Source organism: Agrobacterium tumefaciens, from assembly GCF_031801495.1.
Lineage (GTDB): Bacteria > Pseudomonadota > Alphaproteobacteria > Rhizobiales > Rhizobiaceae > Agrobacterium > Agrobacterium tumefaciens_K.
On record NZ_JAOEGC010000001.1, the window covers coordinates 1 to 17,507 of the forward strand.

Sequence of the window (17,507 nt, forward strand, 5' to 3'; positions counted from 1 at the left end):
CTGTTGGCGGGGGTCAGGACTTCGAGCTTCGACATGATGGTTCTCCGTAAGATTGATGAGCCGGTAGCGGCGGGTTGAAACGTCGTCGCGAGGGTTGACCGGCGTGTCGTGTCTGTTGACCGGTGTTTCCGTTGCGTCTCTGTTGGAACTATATCTAGCCCGATCAGCAGCAGCACAAAATTGCAATAATAATTGAGATTGAATTGCGATTATTGAAATAATAAATCGTTCCGTTTTTTGCGTGCTTCCATGATGGCTCTGGTTGCCGTTCTTATGAAGCATTTCCGGCATCGCCATCTTGTCTAAAACGCGCCGATTTTGGATATTTCTGACTTTTGCCGCAGCGCCGTTGTGCGACACTTTGCATCGCCTTGCATCAACGCTATAATGTCTCAGAACAGAACCTTAATCCATTGTAAAATAATGAATTTCAGAACCAACCGCTGAAGACTAACGTTGTCACGGATTGCGCAGAAGTTGTCGAAATCAATGTCCACAAACAACCAGTATATGGAGTACCTGCGGGTCAAAAAGGCGAACTCCGTCGCCGCATCCGTCCTGAGTAAAAGCCTGGTGACGGCGACGCGGATAGCACGCGAAACACCAAACCACGGCTATGTGGACCAACATGTGGCAGAAGATGCTTTTCTGCTCTCTGTCCAGCTTCGCGACTATTTTGGCGATCTATGGGTGGACGGACGAAGGGTGGAGTTTCAAAGCTTCCGAAAAGGCAATTTTTCACTCTACGACTACAATCGAAGCTGGCAGGCCAACTTGCGCTCCGCGTTCGATTGCGTCAATTTTCACATTCCCCGGGCCGCGCTGGACGCTTTGGAAGAAGACCACGGCACCAGGCGCATTGAAACGCTGAATGTCATGCCCGGCGCCGACGTCAACGACCCGACAATACGTGGCCTTGTCGAGGCGCTGCTGCCAGCATTCGCCAATCCGGCACAGGCAAGCCGCCTGTTCGTCGATCATGTCGGGCTGGCACTTGCAACCCACATGGCCACCACTTACGGCGAAGCGCGCAGCTTGCCTTTGATGCATCCCGGAGCACTCGCGCCGTGGCAGCTCAAACGAGCGAAAGCCGTGATCGACGCCAGACTCGATGGCGACCTGCCGGTTGCCGAACTGGCACGGGAATGCGGCCTTTCACCTTCCTATTTCACGCGGGCCTTCAAGGCTTCGACCGGTATGCCACCCTACCAATGGATGATGCGCCGCCGTGTCGACAAAGCTATGGAGCTTCTGAAAGGCGGTCATTTGCCGCTGAGCCAGGTGGCGGGCATCTGCGGCTTCGTCGACCAGAGTCACATGACGCGGGTGTTCACGCGAACAGTTGGCATCCCCCCAGGTTCCTGGCGACGGGCAGGACGCGACGATGGGAACGCATCCGAAAACTAACGATATTTCTGGCGCCAGCTTGCAGGGGAATCACCGACTGCCTCGGAAAAGACCCGCGTCATATGGCTCTGGTCGGCAAAACCGCACGCCGCAGCGATATCGGACAACGGAAGCGTGCTGCAAAGCAGGTCCTTCACTTTGGAAACGCGATAATCGATAAGCCACCGATGGGGCGTCTTGCCGAAGGTTTTTTTGAAAGCCTTGTTGAAGTAACTTGAGGATAGGCCGCATTCCTCCGCAAGCTGGGCAACGGAAAATCGCGCATCCAGATGCGCGACAAGAAACTCCAGCGCCCGACGTTCCTGCCAAGGCGCAAGGGCGCCTTTCCCCCGCGGCGGGAAATAAAGACCGCCATAGGTCTGCATCAGATGGATGATCAACGCAAAAGCAACATTTTCCAGAAACAGCCTGCTTGCCGATCGATCGCCGTGGCCATCGAAAAAAGGCAGCAAAGCGCTGGAAAGCCCGACGATCACCGGGTCCGCCGCTCCAAACGCACATTCCAGATTTCGAAACTCCGGGCGACCGGCCTCAGCGGCATGATGCTGGATGAAAGAAAGCGGAAACTTGAACTCCAGAACATCGAAAGGCGCAAGGTGGTGATACTGCCAGGGCTCCCTGAGATCGGTGATATCCGTGAGACCACGCGACCGGTGCCCCTCAAACGCAAGCTCACCGGCCTTCCATAACCGATAGTGTCCCGGATCCGCCAGATGGCTGATAACCCTCAAACCCTCTTCGAAGTCATTCGCAAGACCGACAGGAAAGGAAGCATCCGTATGCTTCCTCCTGGTGATCGTCATGTCTGAGACGTGAATCTGCACCCCATCACCTCCGGCTGAACTTTGTGCCTCGATATGCAAATCTGCCAGTGTCAATGCAGGAAAGGCTCATCACGGCCCCTCCCAGAAGACAGTGGTGACCTGCGATAGTGATGCAGGACGTGCGCACATATAGCCATCGCCAGATGCCGCAGCATCGCATCTACTGCCTGTGGATCCTGTAGGAACATCGGCAAAAGTGCCGTGCCCAGATTGGCCAGAACGGGATCAGGCTTACCGCGCAGACACCGAAGCTCCACATGGCTTCCAGGTGTAGAAAGGGCGGCAAGCTCGTCAATCAGGACATATGGAATGACGAAGGCCACGGCATCCAGCGACATGTGGACGCTGATACGCGCACCACAACGAAGGTTTATCAGGCAGATCGAGCCGCGGCGAAAATGCCTTGAATGAGAACGGCTTCCGTCTGTCGCCACATCGCAAATGACAGTATCGGACAGGTAAAGCATCAGAAAATAGCTGTCCTGCGCGGGAATGGTGACGCCGAAGTCTTCGCCCGTCTTCAACACCCGCCGGATCCGAGTGGCGCTGAAGGTGGCAAATCCCAAGGGCATGCAACGCAGGCAAACGGCATCCGGCTCTCCAAAAAGAGCGCCGACACAGTCGCTGGAACTGCCGAGTGAATTCATCCGATACGCCCCATGCAACCCTGACACCGAGCCCAAGGGCCTGCCGTGGCGCACCTCATCGTCTCGGGGAAAGGGTTAGCACACACCCGGCATATGGATATTGTTAATTCCTGCCATCCGCCTCGCACCGTTTTTTCGATCCGGATATGCCAGACAGGTAAAAATCCCATGCGAAGAACAGACGATGCCCCCGGATGATCAAGCGTCTTCCTATGGAACCCTCAACCCACATCATCCGTGTATCTGCAACTCGACAACACACGCCACCCTTGCTTTCGGCGGGATAACAGCTAACATGCCAGACAGGTTACTAACAAGTAAGGAACGGACATGGAAGCTGCGAACACGACCGTGCGTGGTGCATCACTTGCGGCAACCATCAGCGCTGCGCTTCGGAAGGATCTGACGGAAGGCGTCTTCCGCCCCGGCGACCGGCTTCCGAGCGAGAATGCGCTGACGCGTGAATATTCCGTCAGCCGTACCGTCGTACGGGAAGCAATCGCCATTCTCCGCGCCGACGGCTTGGTCGAGGCGCGGAAGGGTGCGGGTATATTTGCACTTGAGATGCAGCCGAAACCGAACTTGCCATTCAGGGATCTGACGACGGAGCGGATTTCGTCCGTTATCGAGCTTCTCGAACTGCGCACCGTTTTCGAGGTCGAGTCGGCGGGACTTGCGGCATCGCGCCGCTCCGCAGCACAGATCGAAGCCATCCTCGATGCCCATCAGCGCGTCGGCGAATGTCTTGCGACCGGAAACCCCACCCGTGATGCGGACTTCGAGCTGCATCTCGCCATTGCCGAAGCCACGCAGAACCGGCGTTTTCCTGAGTTTTTGCAGCTTATCCGTTCAGGTATCATTCCACGCGGGGAGCTTCAGGGCTCCGCACCTGGATCGCGACCAAAAGACTACAATCTTCACCTGCAGGAAGAGCACGGCCTGATTGTCGAAGCGATCATTGAGGGCAACGCAGAAGCGGCACGCGAACGGATGCGCGCGCATCTTCGCGGAAGCCTGGAACGTTACAACGTGCTGTTGCGGTCCCGAACGATGACGGCGGAAACGTCCTGACGAAAACGCTCGGCCTCGTTCACGGCGGCAGGCTATCCACTGTTTTTCCGTTCGTAAGCGCAACTCGAACGTACACGTCGAAAACCTTGCCAGCTGGCCATTTGCCCCGACAGACAAGAAGCATGCATTGGCTTGCACTTTCGCCGCTGCACGGCGGATTTCCCACTATCGCTTCTCGCATCCTCTCGAAATCTGCACCGGGACAGCAACAATTATTCTGCGCCCGAACCGCTATAATCGCGTGGCGTCCACCATCTACCGCCCAGTTGCGTTTGCCTGCGCCGGTAACCCTCGCTTGACAGCCCCGCAAACCTGTGACAGGTTTTAAGAAATTGTCATACAGGATGGGAGCCTGTATCGCCGCACGTTCTTAAAGCGGCCACAGGGAGGAACCATGTCAAAACGCCCCTTACGATTTTACGGTGCAGCCGGGCAGATCGGAACCATAGCGATCACGCTACTTGGTCTGCTGCTTCTGACCTTCTTCATCGGCCGTCTCATGCCTGCCGATCCGGTCCGCGCCATCGTCGGCGAAGATGCGACCCCCGAAACCTATGAACAGGTCTTTCGCTCGCTTGGCCTCGACCGGCCACTCTGGGAACAGTTCCTGTATTATCTAGGGGATGTATTCACCGGCAATTTCGGCACCTCCATCCGCACCGGACAGCCTGTCATCCAGGATATCCTGCATGTCATGCCCGCAACAATCGAGCTGGCTACCTTTGCGATCCTCATCGGCGCAGGGCTGGGCATTCCGCTCGGCGTCATTGCCGCCGTGAACAAAGATCGCTGGCCCGACCATGTCGTGCGCGTCTTCAGCCTCTTCGGCCATTCGATGCCGATCTTCTGGACCGGCATGATCGCGCTGATTGTGTTCTATGCGCATCTGGGACTTGTCGGCGGCAGCGGGCGGATGGACCAGTTCTACATCGGCCTCGTGGATGAACGAACGGGCTTCCTGCTGATCGACAGCCTGCTTGCGGGCGAAATGGACGTCTTCTGGTCAGCGGTCAATCACATCATCCTACCGGCTGCCCTGCTCGGCTACTCATCGTCCGCCTACATTACCCGCATGACACGCAGCTTCATGCTGGACCAGCTCGGCCAGGAATATGTCACCACGGCACGCGTCAAGGGTCTTTCGCAGAACCAGACAATCTGGCGGCATGCGTTCATCAACATTCGCGTCCAGCTGGTTACGATCATCGCGCTTGCCTACGGCTCCCTCCTTGAAGGCGCCGTGCTGATCGAGACGGTATTCGCATGGCCGGGCTTCGGCCAATATCTGACAAGCAATCTCATTACTGGCGACATGAATGCCGTCATGACTTGCGTGCTGATCGTCGGCGTCATCTTTATCGGACTGAATCTTCTGTCTGACGCTCTCTACCGTATCTTCGACCCGAGGACCCGCTAATGGCTACCCGCGCTGAACCCATCGTGCGACTGCCAGCGCCGCTGGCCGCACTCAAGAATATCGTTCTTTTCCTTCTCAAAAGCCCGACCTCGGCGTTCGGCCTCACCGTACTGGCTCTGCTCATTCTGACGGCCACGTTCGCTCCACTGATTGCGACGCACGACCCCTATGCCCAGAATCTGGCGAACACCCTGCAGGCACCCGGCAGCGGCCACCTGTTCGGCACCGATGAACTCGGGCGCGACATTTTCAGCCGCCTCGTCTGGGGCGCGCGCATCACGCTGACGATCATCTTCCTCGTTTCCATCGTCGTTGGTCCCATCGGGTTGATCGTCGGCGCCACATCCGGCTATCTCGGCGGCAAGGTCGATACCGTGATGATGCGCGTGACCGATATCTTCCTGTCGTTCCCGAGCCTCATCCTGTCGCTGGCTTTCGTCGCCGCACTTGGTCCAAGCCTTAACAACGCGATCATCGCCATCGCCCTGACGTCATGGCCGCCGATCGCTCGACTGGCACGCGCAGAAGCCATGACCTTTCGCAACGCCGACTACATATCGGCCGCGAGACTGCAGGGTGCGTCCTCCACACGCATCATCGTGAAATCGATCATGCCCATGTGCCTTCCGTCGGTTCTCATTCGCCTGACACTGAATATGGCGACCGTCATCCTCACCGCTGCCGGCCTTGGTTTTCTCGGCCTCGGCGCGCAGCCGCCACTGCCGGAATGGGGCGCGATGATCGCCACAGGCCGCCGTTACATGCTCGACAGCTGGTGGCTTGTGACCTTTCCCGGCGTGGCAATCCTTTCGGTAAGCCTTGCATTTAACCTTCTCGGTGACGGATTGCGCGATGCGCTCGATCCCAAGCAGATGAACCGGAGATAAGGCGATGGACAAGACAATTCTTCAGGTCGAAAACCTTCGCATCCGCTATGGTGGATCGCCCACGGACGCCGTGCGCGGCGTTTCCTTCACCCTTGGCCGGGAACGGCTCGGCATTGTCGGAGAATCCGGTTCGGGTAAATCGACGGTCGGCCGCGCACTTCTGCGCCTGCTGCCGGGAGCGACCATCACTGCCGACACGCTTCGTTTTGACGGCATGGATCTCACGGCGCTCAACGAAAAGGAAATGCTCCGCATTCGCGGCCGGCGCATGTCGATGATCCTTCAGGATCCGAAGTTCTCGCTGAACCCCATCGTGCGTGTGGGAGAACAGGTGGCGGAAACCTACCTGCGCCATTTCAAATGTTCCCGGAGCGAGGCGCGGGAGAAGGCGCTTTCCATGCTCGACGCGGTGAAAATCCGCGATCCGCAGCGTGTCTACGAGCAATATCCGCATGAAATATCCGGCGGCATGGGTCAGCGCGTGATGATTGCAATGATGTTGCTTGCAGACCCCGATCTGGTGATCGCCGACGAGCCAACGTCTGCGCTCGACGTGACCGTGCGATTGCAGGTGCTGAACATTCTGGACGGACTGGTGCGCGATCGCGGCATCGGCCTCATCATGATCAGCCACGACCTGAACCTTGTCCGCAACTTCTGTGATCGCGTTCTCATCATGTATGCCGGTCGCATCGTCGAAACGCTGGCGGCGAAGGATCTCGAAAACGCCGCCCATCCCTACACCCGCGGCCTGCTGGCGGCTCAACCGAGGATCGGCGGCGCCCGCGCCCCACTTGCCATGCTTGATCGCCGTCCGGAATGGCTGGAGGAGAGAGCCTGATGTCCGTTTCCGTAGAAACCCGTAATCTTTCCATCACCTTCGGCGTTGGCCCTGCTGCGACCAAGGTTCTGCCGGACGTCACCTTCAGGGTGGAACCGGGCGAGTGCTTCGGCCTCGTCGGTGAAAGCGGCTCCGGTAAATCCACCGTCCTGCGCTGCATTTCCATGCTCAACGACATATGGACCGGCAACATCCTGATCGATGGGAAGTCCGTAAGGGACATGCCCCTCATCGAACGTTGCCGCACGCTGCAAATGGTGTTCCAGGATCCCTACGGCTCGCTGCACCCGCGTCAATCGGTGCGCACCGTTCTTAATGAGCCTCTCGCCATCCACAAGCTGGATGACCGTGAAGCCCGCATGCGTAAGGCCATCACCGATGTCGGCCTTCCCCTATCTTTCCTCGACCGCTTTCCTCACCAGCTTTCCGGCGGGCAGCGGCAGCGTGTGGCGATTGCCCGCGCTCTTATCCTTGAACCATCGCTGCTGCTACTCGATGAGCCGACCTCAGCACTTGATGTCTCGGTCCAGGCCGAAATCCTCAACCTGCTTCAGCGCCTGCGCGAGGAGCGTGGTTTCACCTACATCATGGTCACGCACGATCTGGCCGTTGTCGATCACATGTGCGACCGCTTCGCGGTCATGCTGCGCGGCGAAATCACCGAAATCCTCCCGCGTGAGGCTATCGAAGGCAACAAGGCCAGCCACCCCTATGCACGCGAACTCATCGGCGCGTCGCTGGAGTATGAAGGGGCGCACTGACCATCCCGTCGCCTCACGTTCTCCGTCGTCAGCGAAAACGTCCTTCCTCCCAAACTTACCCGGCCCCAGCGCCGGGTATTTTTTTGACGAGCAGGACTGGAGCCGTTGAGCAGCAAGTCCTTGATTTTATAACAGACAAAAGAAAAAGGCGTGTCATGCGACACGCCTTTTCATTGGTTTAGCTATCGAAAGCCGGGATCAGCGCGCTTTCGTCACGCCTTCGAAGCGCGAGAGCCAGGGGCTGACGATCATGCCCTTGACATCGCTTCTGAATGCGGCCGTATCGACCACCTCCGAGAAGGGCTGGATCGACATGACGATCTCATCCATGTACTGCTGCACGCCTTCATAGAGCTTGGCCTGCTTGGCAGGGTCACGCTCCACAAGCGCGTCTTCGATCAGCTTGTTCAGCTTCTCGTCATAAAAACTCGTGCGCCAGCTCTGATAGTTCGTCAGCTTTGCTTCGTCCGAATTGTTCGGGTTATAGGCGATGGAGCGCAGGTTGTTGTCGGGATGCGGCTGCTGACCGCCGCCGCCGCGACCGAGAAGCATTTCGAACTTGCGTTCGCGCATCGCCCCATAGATCTGGTCGCCCGAACCGCTGATGAGTTCCGCCTGGATTCCGGCCTGCGCCAGCGTGTTCTGGATCGCCGTCGCTGCCTTCATGAACGGGTCTTCGGACAATACGCGCAGCGTCGTCTTGAAACCGTTCGGATAACCGGCCTCCGCAAGCAGAGCCTTGGCTTTTTCAATGTCGAGCTTGTAACCTTGATCCGGCAGCGCGCCCATGACGCCTGTCGAGAGCGGACGCTGGTGGAGTTTGCCATAATAAGGCATCACCGCCTTGTCGAGGCCGTCATAGTCGATCAGGTAACGCAGAGCTTCACGGACCTTCTTGTTGGCGAAGTGATCGTCCTTCATCGATACGCTGAGGTAATAGAAACCGGAACCGGGCGTGGATTCTATGGCAACTTCCTTGTCAGCTTCCAGCGACTTCAGGTCCGGCGCCTGCAGGGAATAGGCGACATCGATATCACCCTTTTCGAGCAGAAGACGCTGTGACTGCGATTCCGGCAGGTGACGCAGCAGGACGCGCTTCATGGCCGGTGCCGCGCCCCAGTAGTCGCCATTGCGCGTGAGGATGATGAACTCGTTCGACTTCCACTGCGTCAACTTGAACGGACCGGATCCGGCCGAATTCAAGGTCAGCCATGCGCCGCCCAGATCGCCGTCCTTCTCGTTGGCAAGAGCAGTCTTGCTATCAATGATCGAACCGGGGCCGTTCTGCGCCAGGATCATGAGGAGCAGGTTCGGATCGTCTGGCTTCGGCAGGTTGATCACGAAGGTGCGGTCGTCTTCTGCGACAAACAGCTTGTCAGCTTCTTCCTGCTTGAAACCGCGTGTCTTGAGAAAAGACGATTGCGCCAGATTGCGTACCAGAAGACGCTTCAGGCTCCATGCGACATCCCCGGCCGTAACCGGATTGCCGGAGGCGAATTTCACATCGCCGCGCAGGTGAAAACGGATCGATTTGCGATCCTCGGAAATTTCCCATTTTTCAGCAAGGCGCGGCTGAACGCTGCGGTCTTCTGGAGAGAGAACCACGAGCGTATCGTAGATATTGTTGAGAACCTGGACAGTCTCGCGACCGGTAATGGCGGCGGGATCGAGCGTCAGGATGTTGTTCATGGTCGTCGCAACAACAAGCTGATCTTGCGGCGTTTCAGCCAATGCACTATAGGGCATGGCAGACACGAGAAGGGCGCCGAACGCCACCGTTGCCAGAAAATGTTTCATATTTCCTCCTTTTGTGGCCGATCACACGGAATACGGCCCACGGTTACAAGACCCGCCAGCCTGTTCCTCCACAGGAACTGGACGGTTCAACCCAGTATCGAGCGGACGGGCGCGGCCAGCGCCCGACCTATCGCAGCCGTTTCCACGGCCTCGAGATGCACACCATCGACCGGCGACGCAGAGGCGACAGAACCGGCATCGAAAAACCCGTGGCCGGTTTCATCGGCGAATTTGCGATAAAGCGGCGCGAGCCTCTCAGACTCGGCAATGCTGCGTCCGGCGGCGGGCTGGCCGCCAGCGCCGGGCCCACAGGGTGGCGGCGCGACGATCAGAAGTTTCGGCTTCGCGCCGCTCGGCTTGTACGGGAAAGTTTCCACGATCTGGGCCAGACGACGCATTCCGGAAAGAGCACCTTCCGCACGCCCGCCATGCACCGGCTTGATATCGTTTGTGCCGAGCATGACGATAACGAGATCAAGCGGCATATGACTGGCAAGCGCAACCTCGAGCGCTTTCGCACCATTGCGGCAGGCAGGCCCGGCATGATCGTCGTAGCAGGTGGTGCGACCGCCAAGACCTTCGGCGATCACCTTCACGCTTCCGTCGAGTTCCTGCGCCAGAACCTCTGGCCAGCGACCTTTTGGCGGATGTCGCAGACCCGTGGCCGGATCTGCACCCCATGTCAGACTGTCACCAAACGCCAGAACATTCTTCATGCCAGCCGCCTCATCATCACCGGACCCGATTGTTTTCGATGAAGTCGAAATTGATGTCTTCGCCAAGCCCCGGACGATCCGGAACGTGAACGAAGCCATCCCGGTCCATCGGATCGGAGAGTTGCTTCAGATAATCATGCCCGTCATCATATTCGAGGAATGGATGCAGAAGGCCGCGCTCGTACCAACGGCAATTCTTCGTGGCGGCCACCACATGCAGGTTCATCGCTGTATTGCCGTGCACCTCGCACTCCATGCCAAAGGCTTCGGCCAGATGCATGGTCTTGAGTGCCGGCGTAATGCCGCCGACATCGTTGACGCCGGTGCGGAGAATGTCGCACGCGCCAGACTTGATCCACTCGGCACGGTGCCAGTGCTTGCCGGCAGCACTTTCCGGCCCGACAACAGGAATATCGAGATTGTCCGCCAGCCACTTGTAGGAAGACAGGGACTGTTCGTCCATCGGCTCCTCGATCCAGTCGAAGCCAAGCTTTTCGAGACCGCGACCGAGTTCAAGTGCGTCAGTGCGTGAATACCAGTGGAAAGCGTCGATCATCAGGCGGATATCCGGCCCGACCGCCTCGCGCACCGCAGCACAGGCCTTCAGGTCCATCTTCACGTCGGGCGCCCAGCTGACCGGTGGCATCCATGTGTGCAGCTTGATACCCTTGTAGCCCCGCTTGACCAGCGTTTCACCGAAACGGCCATAGTCTTCAGGAGTGGCCAGACCGCCTTCGAGTTCATCACCGCACATGATCGAGCCATAGGCCAGAACCTTGTCGCGATACCCACCGATCAACTTGTATACAGGCTGATTGAGTGTGCGCCCTGCGAGGTCCCATAATGCGCAGTCGACCACCGCCAGCGTGCGATCCGTGAGCTGTGCAGCGGAACCGCGCTGCCAGTGCGCCAGATCCTGCCAAAGGCGTTCGCGATCGCGGTGGTCCTGGCCGATCAGCACTTTCTTGACGAATTTTTCGATGACGTGCGGGCGCACGATTTCCGGCGCCGTAAAGGAGTGTCCTTCATGACCATCTTCCGTGCGAATGGTCAGCATTGCCTGCTCGACCTGATGTGGCGCGCCAGGATGTGCGTGTCCGGCACTATCCGAATGGCGGCGCGTGGTCGTGCGGAAAACCCGCACTTCGACGTCGGTGATAATCATTTTTCCTCCAGTATGCGAAAGGGCGCAGCCTTGTACGCCGCCTTGTCTAACACGATATTAGACAGACACCAGACAACTTGTCAAACTTGCATGACAAATAATCTACAAGATGAAACAGACTGCGGCATTCACCCAGCCAATCCGCTGGTTTCATCCAGCGAATGCGAGGCGATGTATGTCGGAAACCGACTTTGCCGCCTTCACCACAAAAGATGTTTTGCTGTCCTGCCAGCAGAAAGACCTGCTGGCACCTGACGGTTTGCGCCGTCTGATTGGCGATCAGAAACGCCCGCTCCCCGACGGTTTCTACGTGCGAACCTTCGGCCACCGTCGTCACATCCTGATCCATCGGCTCCCCCACGCGGGATGAATTTCGTGGGCCCACTCATCCGCGGCAGGATGCTTTGCATATCATCCACAACACGGCCCATTCGCTTGATCGTCTGGCTGGCCGGATCGACCGTGGCGGCAGTAAGCGAGACGTCAGTCTCCCTCCCCCGGGGCCTCATCGATCGTGATGGTGAAAGCATTCCAATCTCGACGTCGCCTGTGCTGACGATCTGCACGAGCGGCTGGTTCGACTCCGTTATCTCATGTTCATGCGCGCGCATGAAAGCGATCCGCTGGCCGAAGGCGCCCGGATGACGCATCTTGCTGCGGAACGCTTCCAGTTCTGCTGCCGCCTTGGTCCATACTGGCCTTGGAAAGATCAACCTCATATGAACCGACAGCCTTCTGGCGCGCCAGGCGCGCATTCATCAGCTGATCAACGGCCTTTACGATACCACGCAGCGACGAGTCCACATCCGAACGGACATCACGCCGGGCATGTTCTCCGAACATCTGTTTCAGCCGCAAATCTTTATCAAGATGACATTTCAGGATTGGGTCAGGCACTTGGAGGGGTGGAGCGAACGACCAAAGAACAAACGTTGCGATCTGTTGAAACGCAGCGTATGTTCTCTTTTTGTTTCGATCCACCATCCGTTCCTTTCAAGTGCACCGTCAGCCAGAACCGCAATGAGCGACACCGCCGAGACCCGAAAGATTATCCATGTGGACATGGACGCGTTTTATGCGTCCGTCGAGCAGCGCGATAATCCCGAACTGCGCGGCAAACCACTGGCCGTGGGTGGCGCCGCGGCTCGCGGCGTTGTCGCGGCCGCAAGCTATGAGGCACGAAAGTTCGGCGTGCGTTCGGCAATGCCTTCCGTCACCGCCGCCCGCAAATGCCCGGAGCTGATATTCGTAAAACCACGATTCGAGGTCTATCGGGCCGTTTCACAGCAGATCCGCGAGATCTTTGCCGAATACACGTCGCTGATCGAGCCGCTATCGCTTGATGAAGCCTATCTCGACGTAACGGAAAACTTCAAGGATATGCCCATCGCGACCGAGATCGCGCTGGAAATCCGGGCGAAAATCAAATCCGTCACGGGTCTCAACGCGTCGGCAGGTATTTCCTACAACAAGTTTCTTGCCAAGATGGCATCCGACCTGAACAAACCCAACGGTCAGGCGGTTATCACCCCGAAGAACGGACCGGCATTCGTGGAACAACTGGCTGTCAAGAAATTCCACGGTGTCGGCCCTGCGACGGCCGAAAAAATGCACCGCCTTGGCATCGAAACGGGGGCAGACCTGAAGGCCAGGTCATTGCCTTTCCTGACCGAGCACTTCGGAAAATCCGGCAGCTATTTCTACGGCATCGCCCGCGGCGTCGATGAGCGGCAGGTTCGCCCGGATCGCATTCGAAAATCGGTGGGAGCCGAGGACACGTTCATGCAGGATATAGATGATCTCGACCATGCAACGCGTGAACTGAAACCGCTTGCGGAGAAGGTGTGGAGTTACTGCGAGGACAAGGGGATCAGCGGCAAGACAGTGACCGTAAAGATCAAATACTCGGATTTCACGCAGGCCACCCGCAGCAAAACCTGCACCTTGCCGTTCATGCGTTGTGACGATGTCCTCGAGGCCGCCTCGGGATTGCTGGCAACGGTCTATCCGTTCAGGCGTTCGGTACGTCTGCTTGGCGTAACCCTGTCATCGCTGACGACGGAACAGGACCAGCCCGATACAGCGTATCAACCGCAGCTCAATCTCAATCTGTAGAACACGGTCCGAAAGTCTGAATTGATTGTCGGTAAGCACGGTGCTCCCGGGGCACAAACGAAAAAGCCTGCCGCGGGAGGAGGTGCGGCAGGCTTTCCGAAAAGAACCGAACAGCGACTGGGAGGAGGAGTGCCGCTGTTCCTTCAGACTTCCCTTGGGAGGAGGAGTGGGTCGCCTGAAAATACGAAGCTCTGTGGGAGGAGGTACATCGCTTCGTTGGGTTGATTTATAAAGAATTCCCCAAAACGGGCTAGTGGCTCCGCCGCAGCCCAGCCATGCATAAAACGCAACACAGGAGAAAGCCTGCCTAATTTTAGGACATCCCATGCTGCGATCATTCGGAAACTCGACCCATATTCTTGTCGCAAGCCCGCAGATCACAAGCCAGATCGGGGATGTCCAGCAGCTTGTTCTAGAAACGACACTTTCCACCACGGACGACCGAAGCGAGGTCAACGGGTTTCCGGAGACGGACGACGGCCGCGCTCATACGTTTCCGCCCTACGAGCCCCGTATCGGCTGCGCAGATGTTACCGCCGTCATAACGGCAGCGATTGCCGGACTCGGCGTCGACCGTCTGCCCGACCATACATGTCGCCAGGCGCTTGATGAGGGAAAGCTTGGGCGCGTGCTGCCCGCATGGCGCGGCATGAAGGGGCTCGTCCATCTCGTCTTCCTCACCCGCCTCGGACTTCCTCCGTGTTACGCAAGTTTATCTACACCTTGGGTGCGGATTTTCCCAAGGATACTCCGGCAAAATAAGAAGGGCGGTGAACCAAGCCTGCGTAGGATATCGGCTATCAGCCACCAGCCTTATCCGTCTCGCTCTGCTCGGGAATGCTGTTATGTCTTCCTAACCGCAGGCATGCCAGACTGGCTGCGGTGGTGTCCTTCCCGTCTTCCGTCGAGAGGGATTCATCTGCGATCAACACTACGCCATACGCCCGGCCGGTGCGCAGAGGATAGCCGGTTTCCATGCCCTGGTTGATCGACTGCAGACCATGATGCGCGCCGCCATCCCCGGCTACACATCAATCCGCTGCTCCGTTTTTGCGTCGAAGATATGGACGTTTTTACGGTCGAAGGTAAGCCGGACCGTCTTGTCGGAGCCAATGGACGATCTGCCGTTCAGGACGACGACGATTTCCGGGGTGGTTGCCGTCGTCACATATGTCATGGCGCCCGTGGATTCGATTGCGGCGACCGGTATATCGAACCCGTCTTCATCCGGCAGTGCGAGCACCAGATGTTCCGGGCGAACACCGACAATCACATCCAGATCGGGCCGCAGGGGTCGCACCAGCTCCACAACACGCGGACCGGCAAGATCGAGCGTCAGCGATTTTCCATCGGAAGACGATCGCGCCGGAATGAAATTCATCGCCGGAGAACCGATGAAACCGGCAACGAAACGGTTGGCGGGCCGGTCGTAGAGATCGAGTGGTCTGCCCTGTTGCTCGATGACACCGCTGCGCATGACGACGACGTGATCGGCCATCGTCATGGCTTCGACCTGATCATGCGTTACGTAAACGGACGTCGCCCCGAGCCTGTCATGAAGCGCCCTGATCTCCTTTCGCATGTGGACGCGCAGCGCGGCGTCTAGATTGGAAAGCGGCTCATCGAACAGGAACGCCTTCGGATGGCGGATGATCGCCCGGCTCATTGCCACACGCTGACGCTGACCACCCGAGAGCTCGCGCGGATAACGATGGAGGAGACTGGACAGGCCCGTGATCGCCGCAACCTCTTCTGCAGCCTTTTTCGCTTCCGCCTTTTTGACGCCCTTGATCTTCAGGCTGTAGGTGAGGTTCTGCTCGACCGTCATATGCGGGTAGAGCGCATAGGACTGAAAAACCATGGCAAGGTCGCGCTTTCTGGGCGGAACGCCGTTCATGCGTTCCCCTGCAATCATCAGATCGCCACTCGATATGGTTTCAAGCCCGGCGAGAGAGCGCAGCAGCGTCGATTTTCCACATCCCGACGGGCCGACCAGTGCAACGAACGTGCCCTTGGGAATGGACAGGTCGATATCCCGCAATGCGTGATAGGCGCCGTAATACTTGTTGACGCCGGAAAGTTCGATCTGTTGGTTCATTTGAGAGCTCCCGAGGTGAGGCCGGAGACGATGCGCCGCTGCAGAAGAACGAAGATCGCAAGGATCGGCGTCACGTACATTGTGGCGTAGGCCATGATGTTGTTCCATTCGCTGGTGTTCGGTCCCATGAAAGAATTGAGGCCGACACTGGCGGGCTGCAGGCTGACGTCCTGGATCATCGACTTGGAATAGACGAATTCACCGAAGGCCTGCATGAAGATGAGGATCGCGCTGACCAGAATGCCGTTACGGGCAAGGGGCAGAACGATATGGAAAAAGGCGCCGACGCGAGAATTGCCATCAACCAGCGCCGCCTCCTCGAGTTCCATTGGAACGGCCATGAATGTCGCCCGGACAAGAACGACAAAGAACGGCATGCTTTTCGCGGCAATCGCCAGAACGACCGCCAGTCGCGGATAGTCGAGCAGGCCGATCTGCGTGAAACCGACGAAGATCGGTGTCACCATCAGGGAAGCCGGCAGAACCTGCAGCATCAGGATCAGGAAAAGGCCTGTGTCGATCCATACGTTGCGGTAACGTGCCAGAACATAGGCGCAGCCGGTACCGAGAACCGTGATCAGCGCAACAGATCCGAAAGCGATGAGCGTCGAATTCCACAGATAGCGGCCCATGTTCCGGCTTTCCCAGACATAGGTGAATGTTCCCCACTGCGCCGACGAAGGCCAGAAACTTGGTGGGTTGGCGAACATCTCGGAGCCGCTCTTGATCGCGGTGATATACATCCAGTAGAGAGGGAACAGATAGATGGCCGCCATGATGAGAGCGATCGCCAGCATCAGACGGTTGCGGGAAGTTTCGGTCATCCGCGCACCTCATGCCGTGTCGAACGAACATAGACCGCAGCGGCAAACATCACGAACACCGTCATGATCACCGAGATCGTCGCTCCCCTGCCAAAGTCGTACTGGCGGAAAGACAGATCCCAGGCCCAATACTGGGCAACGTTGGAGGAATTGTTCGGCCCGCCATCGGTAATTGCCGCGAATAGATCGAACTGCTGAAGGGTGAAGATGAGGCCGAGCGATATGATCGCGCCGATGGTCGAGCGCATCATCGGCAAGGTGATCGTCCAGAACCTGTGCCACGCATTGGCGCCATCCATCTCAGCAGCCTCATAAAGATCACCCGGAATGGCTGACAGGCCGACCGACAGCAGGATCATGTTGAACGACGTACCAAGCCAGATATTGGCGATGACGACCGCCCAGAGAGAGAAGTTCGGGTCCGAACGCCAGAAGATGTTGCCGTCGATCAGGCCGCTTTCGCGCAGGAAGAAATTCAACACACCGAAATCGCCTGACAGGATCCAGTTCCAGATGGCGCCCACGACGAGGCCGGGCATCACCCAAGACACGAGGAAGAGTCCGCGCAGCCAGCTTGAACCGGGAAAACTCGTCCAGAAGAACAGTGCCAGGCCGAAACCGATGATGAACTGCCCGGCAATGGAGCCGACGACAAAGATCAGCGTGTTCGTCAGGATCGGCAGCGTTTCGGGCTGCTGGAAAAGCGCAACGTAATTGTCGATGCCGACAAATGGCCGAATGAAGCTGCCGAGGCTGAACATATCGACTTCCTGAAAGCTCATCAGGATATTGTAAATCAACGGCAGCCCGGCCAACGCAAACAGGAAGGCGAAGGGTACGCCGACGAGCATCAGGTCGAAGCCTCGGCCATCGCTGATACTGGAGAGTACTCGTCTCATCAGGACCTCTTTTCATCGTTCAAGACTGCCCGGCACCG

Annotated in this window: 19 protein-coding genes; 9 read left to right on the forward strand and 10 right to left on the reverse strand. The window is 57.8% G+C overall.

The window, feature by feature from the left end; all coding sequences use genetic code 11:
• A partial coding sequence (locus N7578_RS00005; protein WP_311108278.1) for a hypothetical protein occupies window positions 1-360 on the reverse strand: 360 nt, incomplete at its 3' end.
• Window positions 361-630: 270 nt separating this feature from the next.
• Here N7578_RS00005 and N7578_RS00010 point away from each other — a divergent pair.
• Window positions 631-1,407, forward strand: coding sequence for an AraC family transcriptional regulator (locus tag N7578_RS00010; RefSeq protein WP_311108279.1), 777 nt, complete (start codon window positions 631-633; stop codon window positions 1,405-1,407).
• Here N7578_RS00010 and N7578_RS00015 read toward each other — a convergent pair.
• A complete protein-coding gene (locus N7578_RS00015; RefSeq protein WP_311108280.1) occupies window positions 1,404-2,231 on the reverse strand; it encodes an AraC family transcriptional regulator in 828 nt (275 codons plus the stop codon). The two genes, N7578_RS00010 and N7578_RS00015, sit on opposite strands and share 4 nt — an antisense overlap.
• A gap of 50 nt (window positions 2,232-2,281) precedes the next feature.
• A complete protein-coding gene (locus N7578_RS00020; protein WP_311108281.1) occupies window positions 2,282-2,878 on the reverse strand; it encodes a hypothetical protein in 597 nt (198 codons plus the stop codon).
• Window positions 2,879-3,208: 330 nt separating this feature from the next.
• Between N7578_RS00020 and N7578_RS00025 the strand changes: the two genes are divergently transcribed.
• From N7578_RS00025 to N7578_RS00045, 5 genes are all read left to right on the forward strand, one after another.
• Window positions 3,209-3,949 (forward strand): FadR/GntR family transcriptional regulator, encoded by a 741-nt coding sequence (locus tag N7578_RS00025; protein WP_311108282.1) that lies wholly within the window; start codon window positions 3,209-3,211, stop codon window positions 3,947-3,949.
• A 394-nt stretch (window positions 3,950-4,343) separates the two neighbouring features.
• A complete protein-coding gene (locus N7578_RS00030; RefSeq protein ID WP_311108283.1) occupies window positions 4,344-5,366 on the forward strand; it encodes an ABC transporter permease in 1,023 nt (340 codons plus the stop codon).
• Window positions 5,366-6,253, forward strand: a complete 888-nt coding sequence (locus tag N7578_RS00035) for an ABC transporter permease (RefSeq protein WP_311108284.1) — start codon at window positions 5,366-5,368, stop codon at window positions 6,251-6,253. Before N7578_RS00030 ends, N7578_RS00035 begins: the two co-directional genes overlap by 1 nt.
• Window positions 6,254-6,257: 4 nt before the next feature.
• A complete protein-coding gene (locus N7578_RS00040; RefSeq protein ID WP_311108285.1) occupies window positions 6,258-7,094 on the forward strand; it encodes an ABC transporter ATP-binding protein in 837 nt (278 codons plus the stop codon).
• A complete protein-coding gene (locus N7578_RS00045; RefSeq protein WP_311108286.1) occupies window positions 7,094-7,855 on the forward strand; it encodes an ABC transporter ATP-binding protein in 762 nt (253 codons plus the stop codon). Before N7578_RS00040 ends, N7578_RS00045 begins: the two co-directional genes overlap by 1 nt.
• A 198-nt stretch (window positions 7,856-8,053) precedes the next feature.
• Here the strand turns inward: N7578_RS00045 and N7578_RS00050 are convergent, their stop codons facing one another.
• From N7578_RS00050 to N7578_RS00060, 3 genes are all read right to left on the reverse strand, one after another.
• Complete coding sequence (locus N7578_RS00050; RefSeq protein ID WP_311108287.1) at window positions 8,054-9,652, reverse strand: ABC transporter substrate-binding protein; 1,599 nt, start codon at window positions 9,650-9,652, stop codon at window positions 8,054-8,056.
• An 86-nt stretch (window positions 9,653-9,738) separates the two neighbouring features.
• The gene (locus N7578_RS00055; protein ID WP_311108288.1) at window positions 9,739-10,368 is read right to left on the reverse strand and encodes an SGNH/GDSL hydrolase family protein; all 630 of its coding nucleotides are present in this window, start codon (window positions 10,366-10,368) and stop codon (window positions 9,739-9,741) included.
• 16 nt (window positions 10,369-10,384) lie between these two features.
• Window positions 10,385-11,533 carry a mandelate racemase family protein gene (locus N7578_RS00060; protein WP_311108289.1) on the reverse strand — a complete coding sequence of 383 codons (1,149 nt, stop codon included), beginning with the start codon at window positions 11,531-11,533 and terminating at the stop codon, window positions 10,385-10,387.
• 175 nt (window positions 11,534-11,708) lie between these two features.
• Here N7578_RS00060 and N7578_RS00065 point away from each other — a divergent pair, with 175 nt between their 5' ends.
• Window positions 11,709-11,903 carry a hypothetical protein gene (locus N7578_RS00065; RefSeq protein WP_311108290.1) on the forward strand — a complete coding sequence of 65 codons (195 nt, stop codon included), beginning with the start codon at window positions 11,709-11,711 and terminating at the stop codon, window positions 11,901-11,903.
• Between the two features lie 227 nt (window positions 11,904-12,130).
• On the opposite strand, the gene N7578_RS00070 is transcribed toward N7578_RS00065, so the two are convergent.
• Complete coding sequence (locus N7578_RS00070; RefSeq protein WP_311108291.1) at window positions 12,131-12,517, reverse strand: hypothetical protein; 387 nt, start codon at window positions 12,515-12,517, stop codon at window positions 12,131-12,133.
• Between the two features lie 36 nt (window positions 12,518-12,553).
• Here N7578_RS00070 and dinB point away from each other — a divergent pair, with 36 nt between their 5' ends.
• Both dinB and N7578_RS00080 read left to right on the forward strand, forming a co-directional pair.
• On the forward strand, window positions 12,554-13,648 hold the full coding sequence (dinB, locus tag N7578_RS00075; protein WP_311108292.1) for a DNA polymerase IV: 1,095 nt from the start codon (window positions 12,554-12,556) through the stop codon (window positions 13,646-13,648).
• 325 nt (window positions 13,649-13,973) lie between these two features.
• Window positions 13,974-14,636, forward strand: coding sequence for a LysR substrate-binding domain-containing protein (locus N7578_RS00080; RefSeq protein WP_311108293.1), 663 nt, complete (start codon window positions 13,974-13,976; stop codon window positions 14,634-14,636).
• Window positions 14,637-14,672: 36 nt separating this feature from the next.
• On the opposite strand, the gene N7578_RS00085 is transcribed toward N7578_RS00080, so the two are convergent.
• From N7578_RS00085 to N7578_RS00095, 3 genes are read right to left on the reverse strand one after another with little or no spacing between them, the layout of a single operon-like run.
• The gene (locus tag N7578_RS00085) at window positions 14,673-15,746 is read right to left on the reverse strand and encodes a sn-glycerol-3-phosphate ABC transporter ATP-binding protein UgpC (RefSeq protein WP_311108294.1); all 1,074 of its coding nucleotides are present in this window, start codon (window positions 15,744-15,746) and stop codon (window positions 14,673-14,675) included.
• On the reverse strand, window positions 15,743-16,570 hold the full coding sequence (locus N7578_RS00090; protein ID WP_311108295.1) for a carbohydrate ABC transporter permease: 828 nt from the start codon (window positions 16,568-16,570) through the stop codon (window positions 15,743-15,745). Before N7578_RS00090 ends, N7578_RS00085 begins: the two co-directional genes overlap by 4 nt.
• Window positions 16,567-17,469, reverse strand: a complete 903-nt coding sequence (locus N7578_RS00095; protein WP_311108296.1) for a sugar ABC transporter permease — start codon at window positions 17,467-17,469, stop codon at window positions 16,567-16,569. Before N7578_RS00095 ends, N7578_RS00090 begins: the two co-directional genes overlap by 4 nt.
• Between the last annotated feature and the right edge of the window lie 38 nt (window positions 17,470-17,507).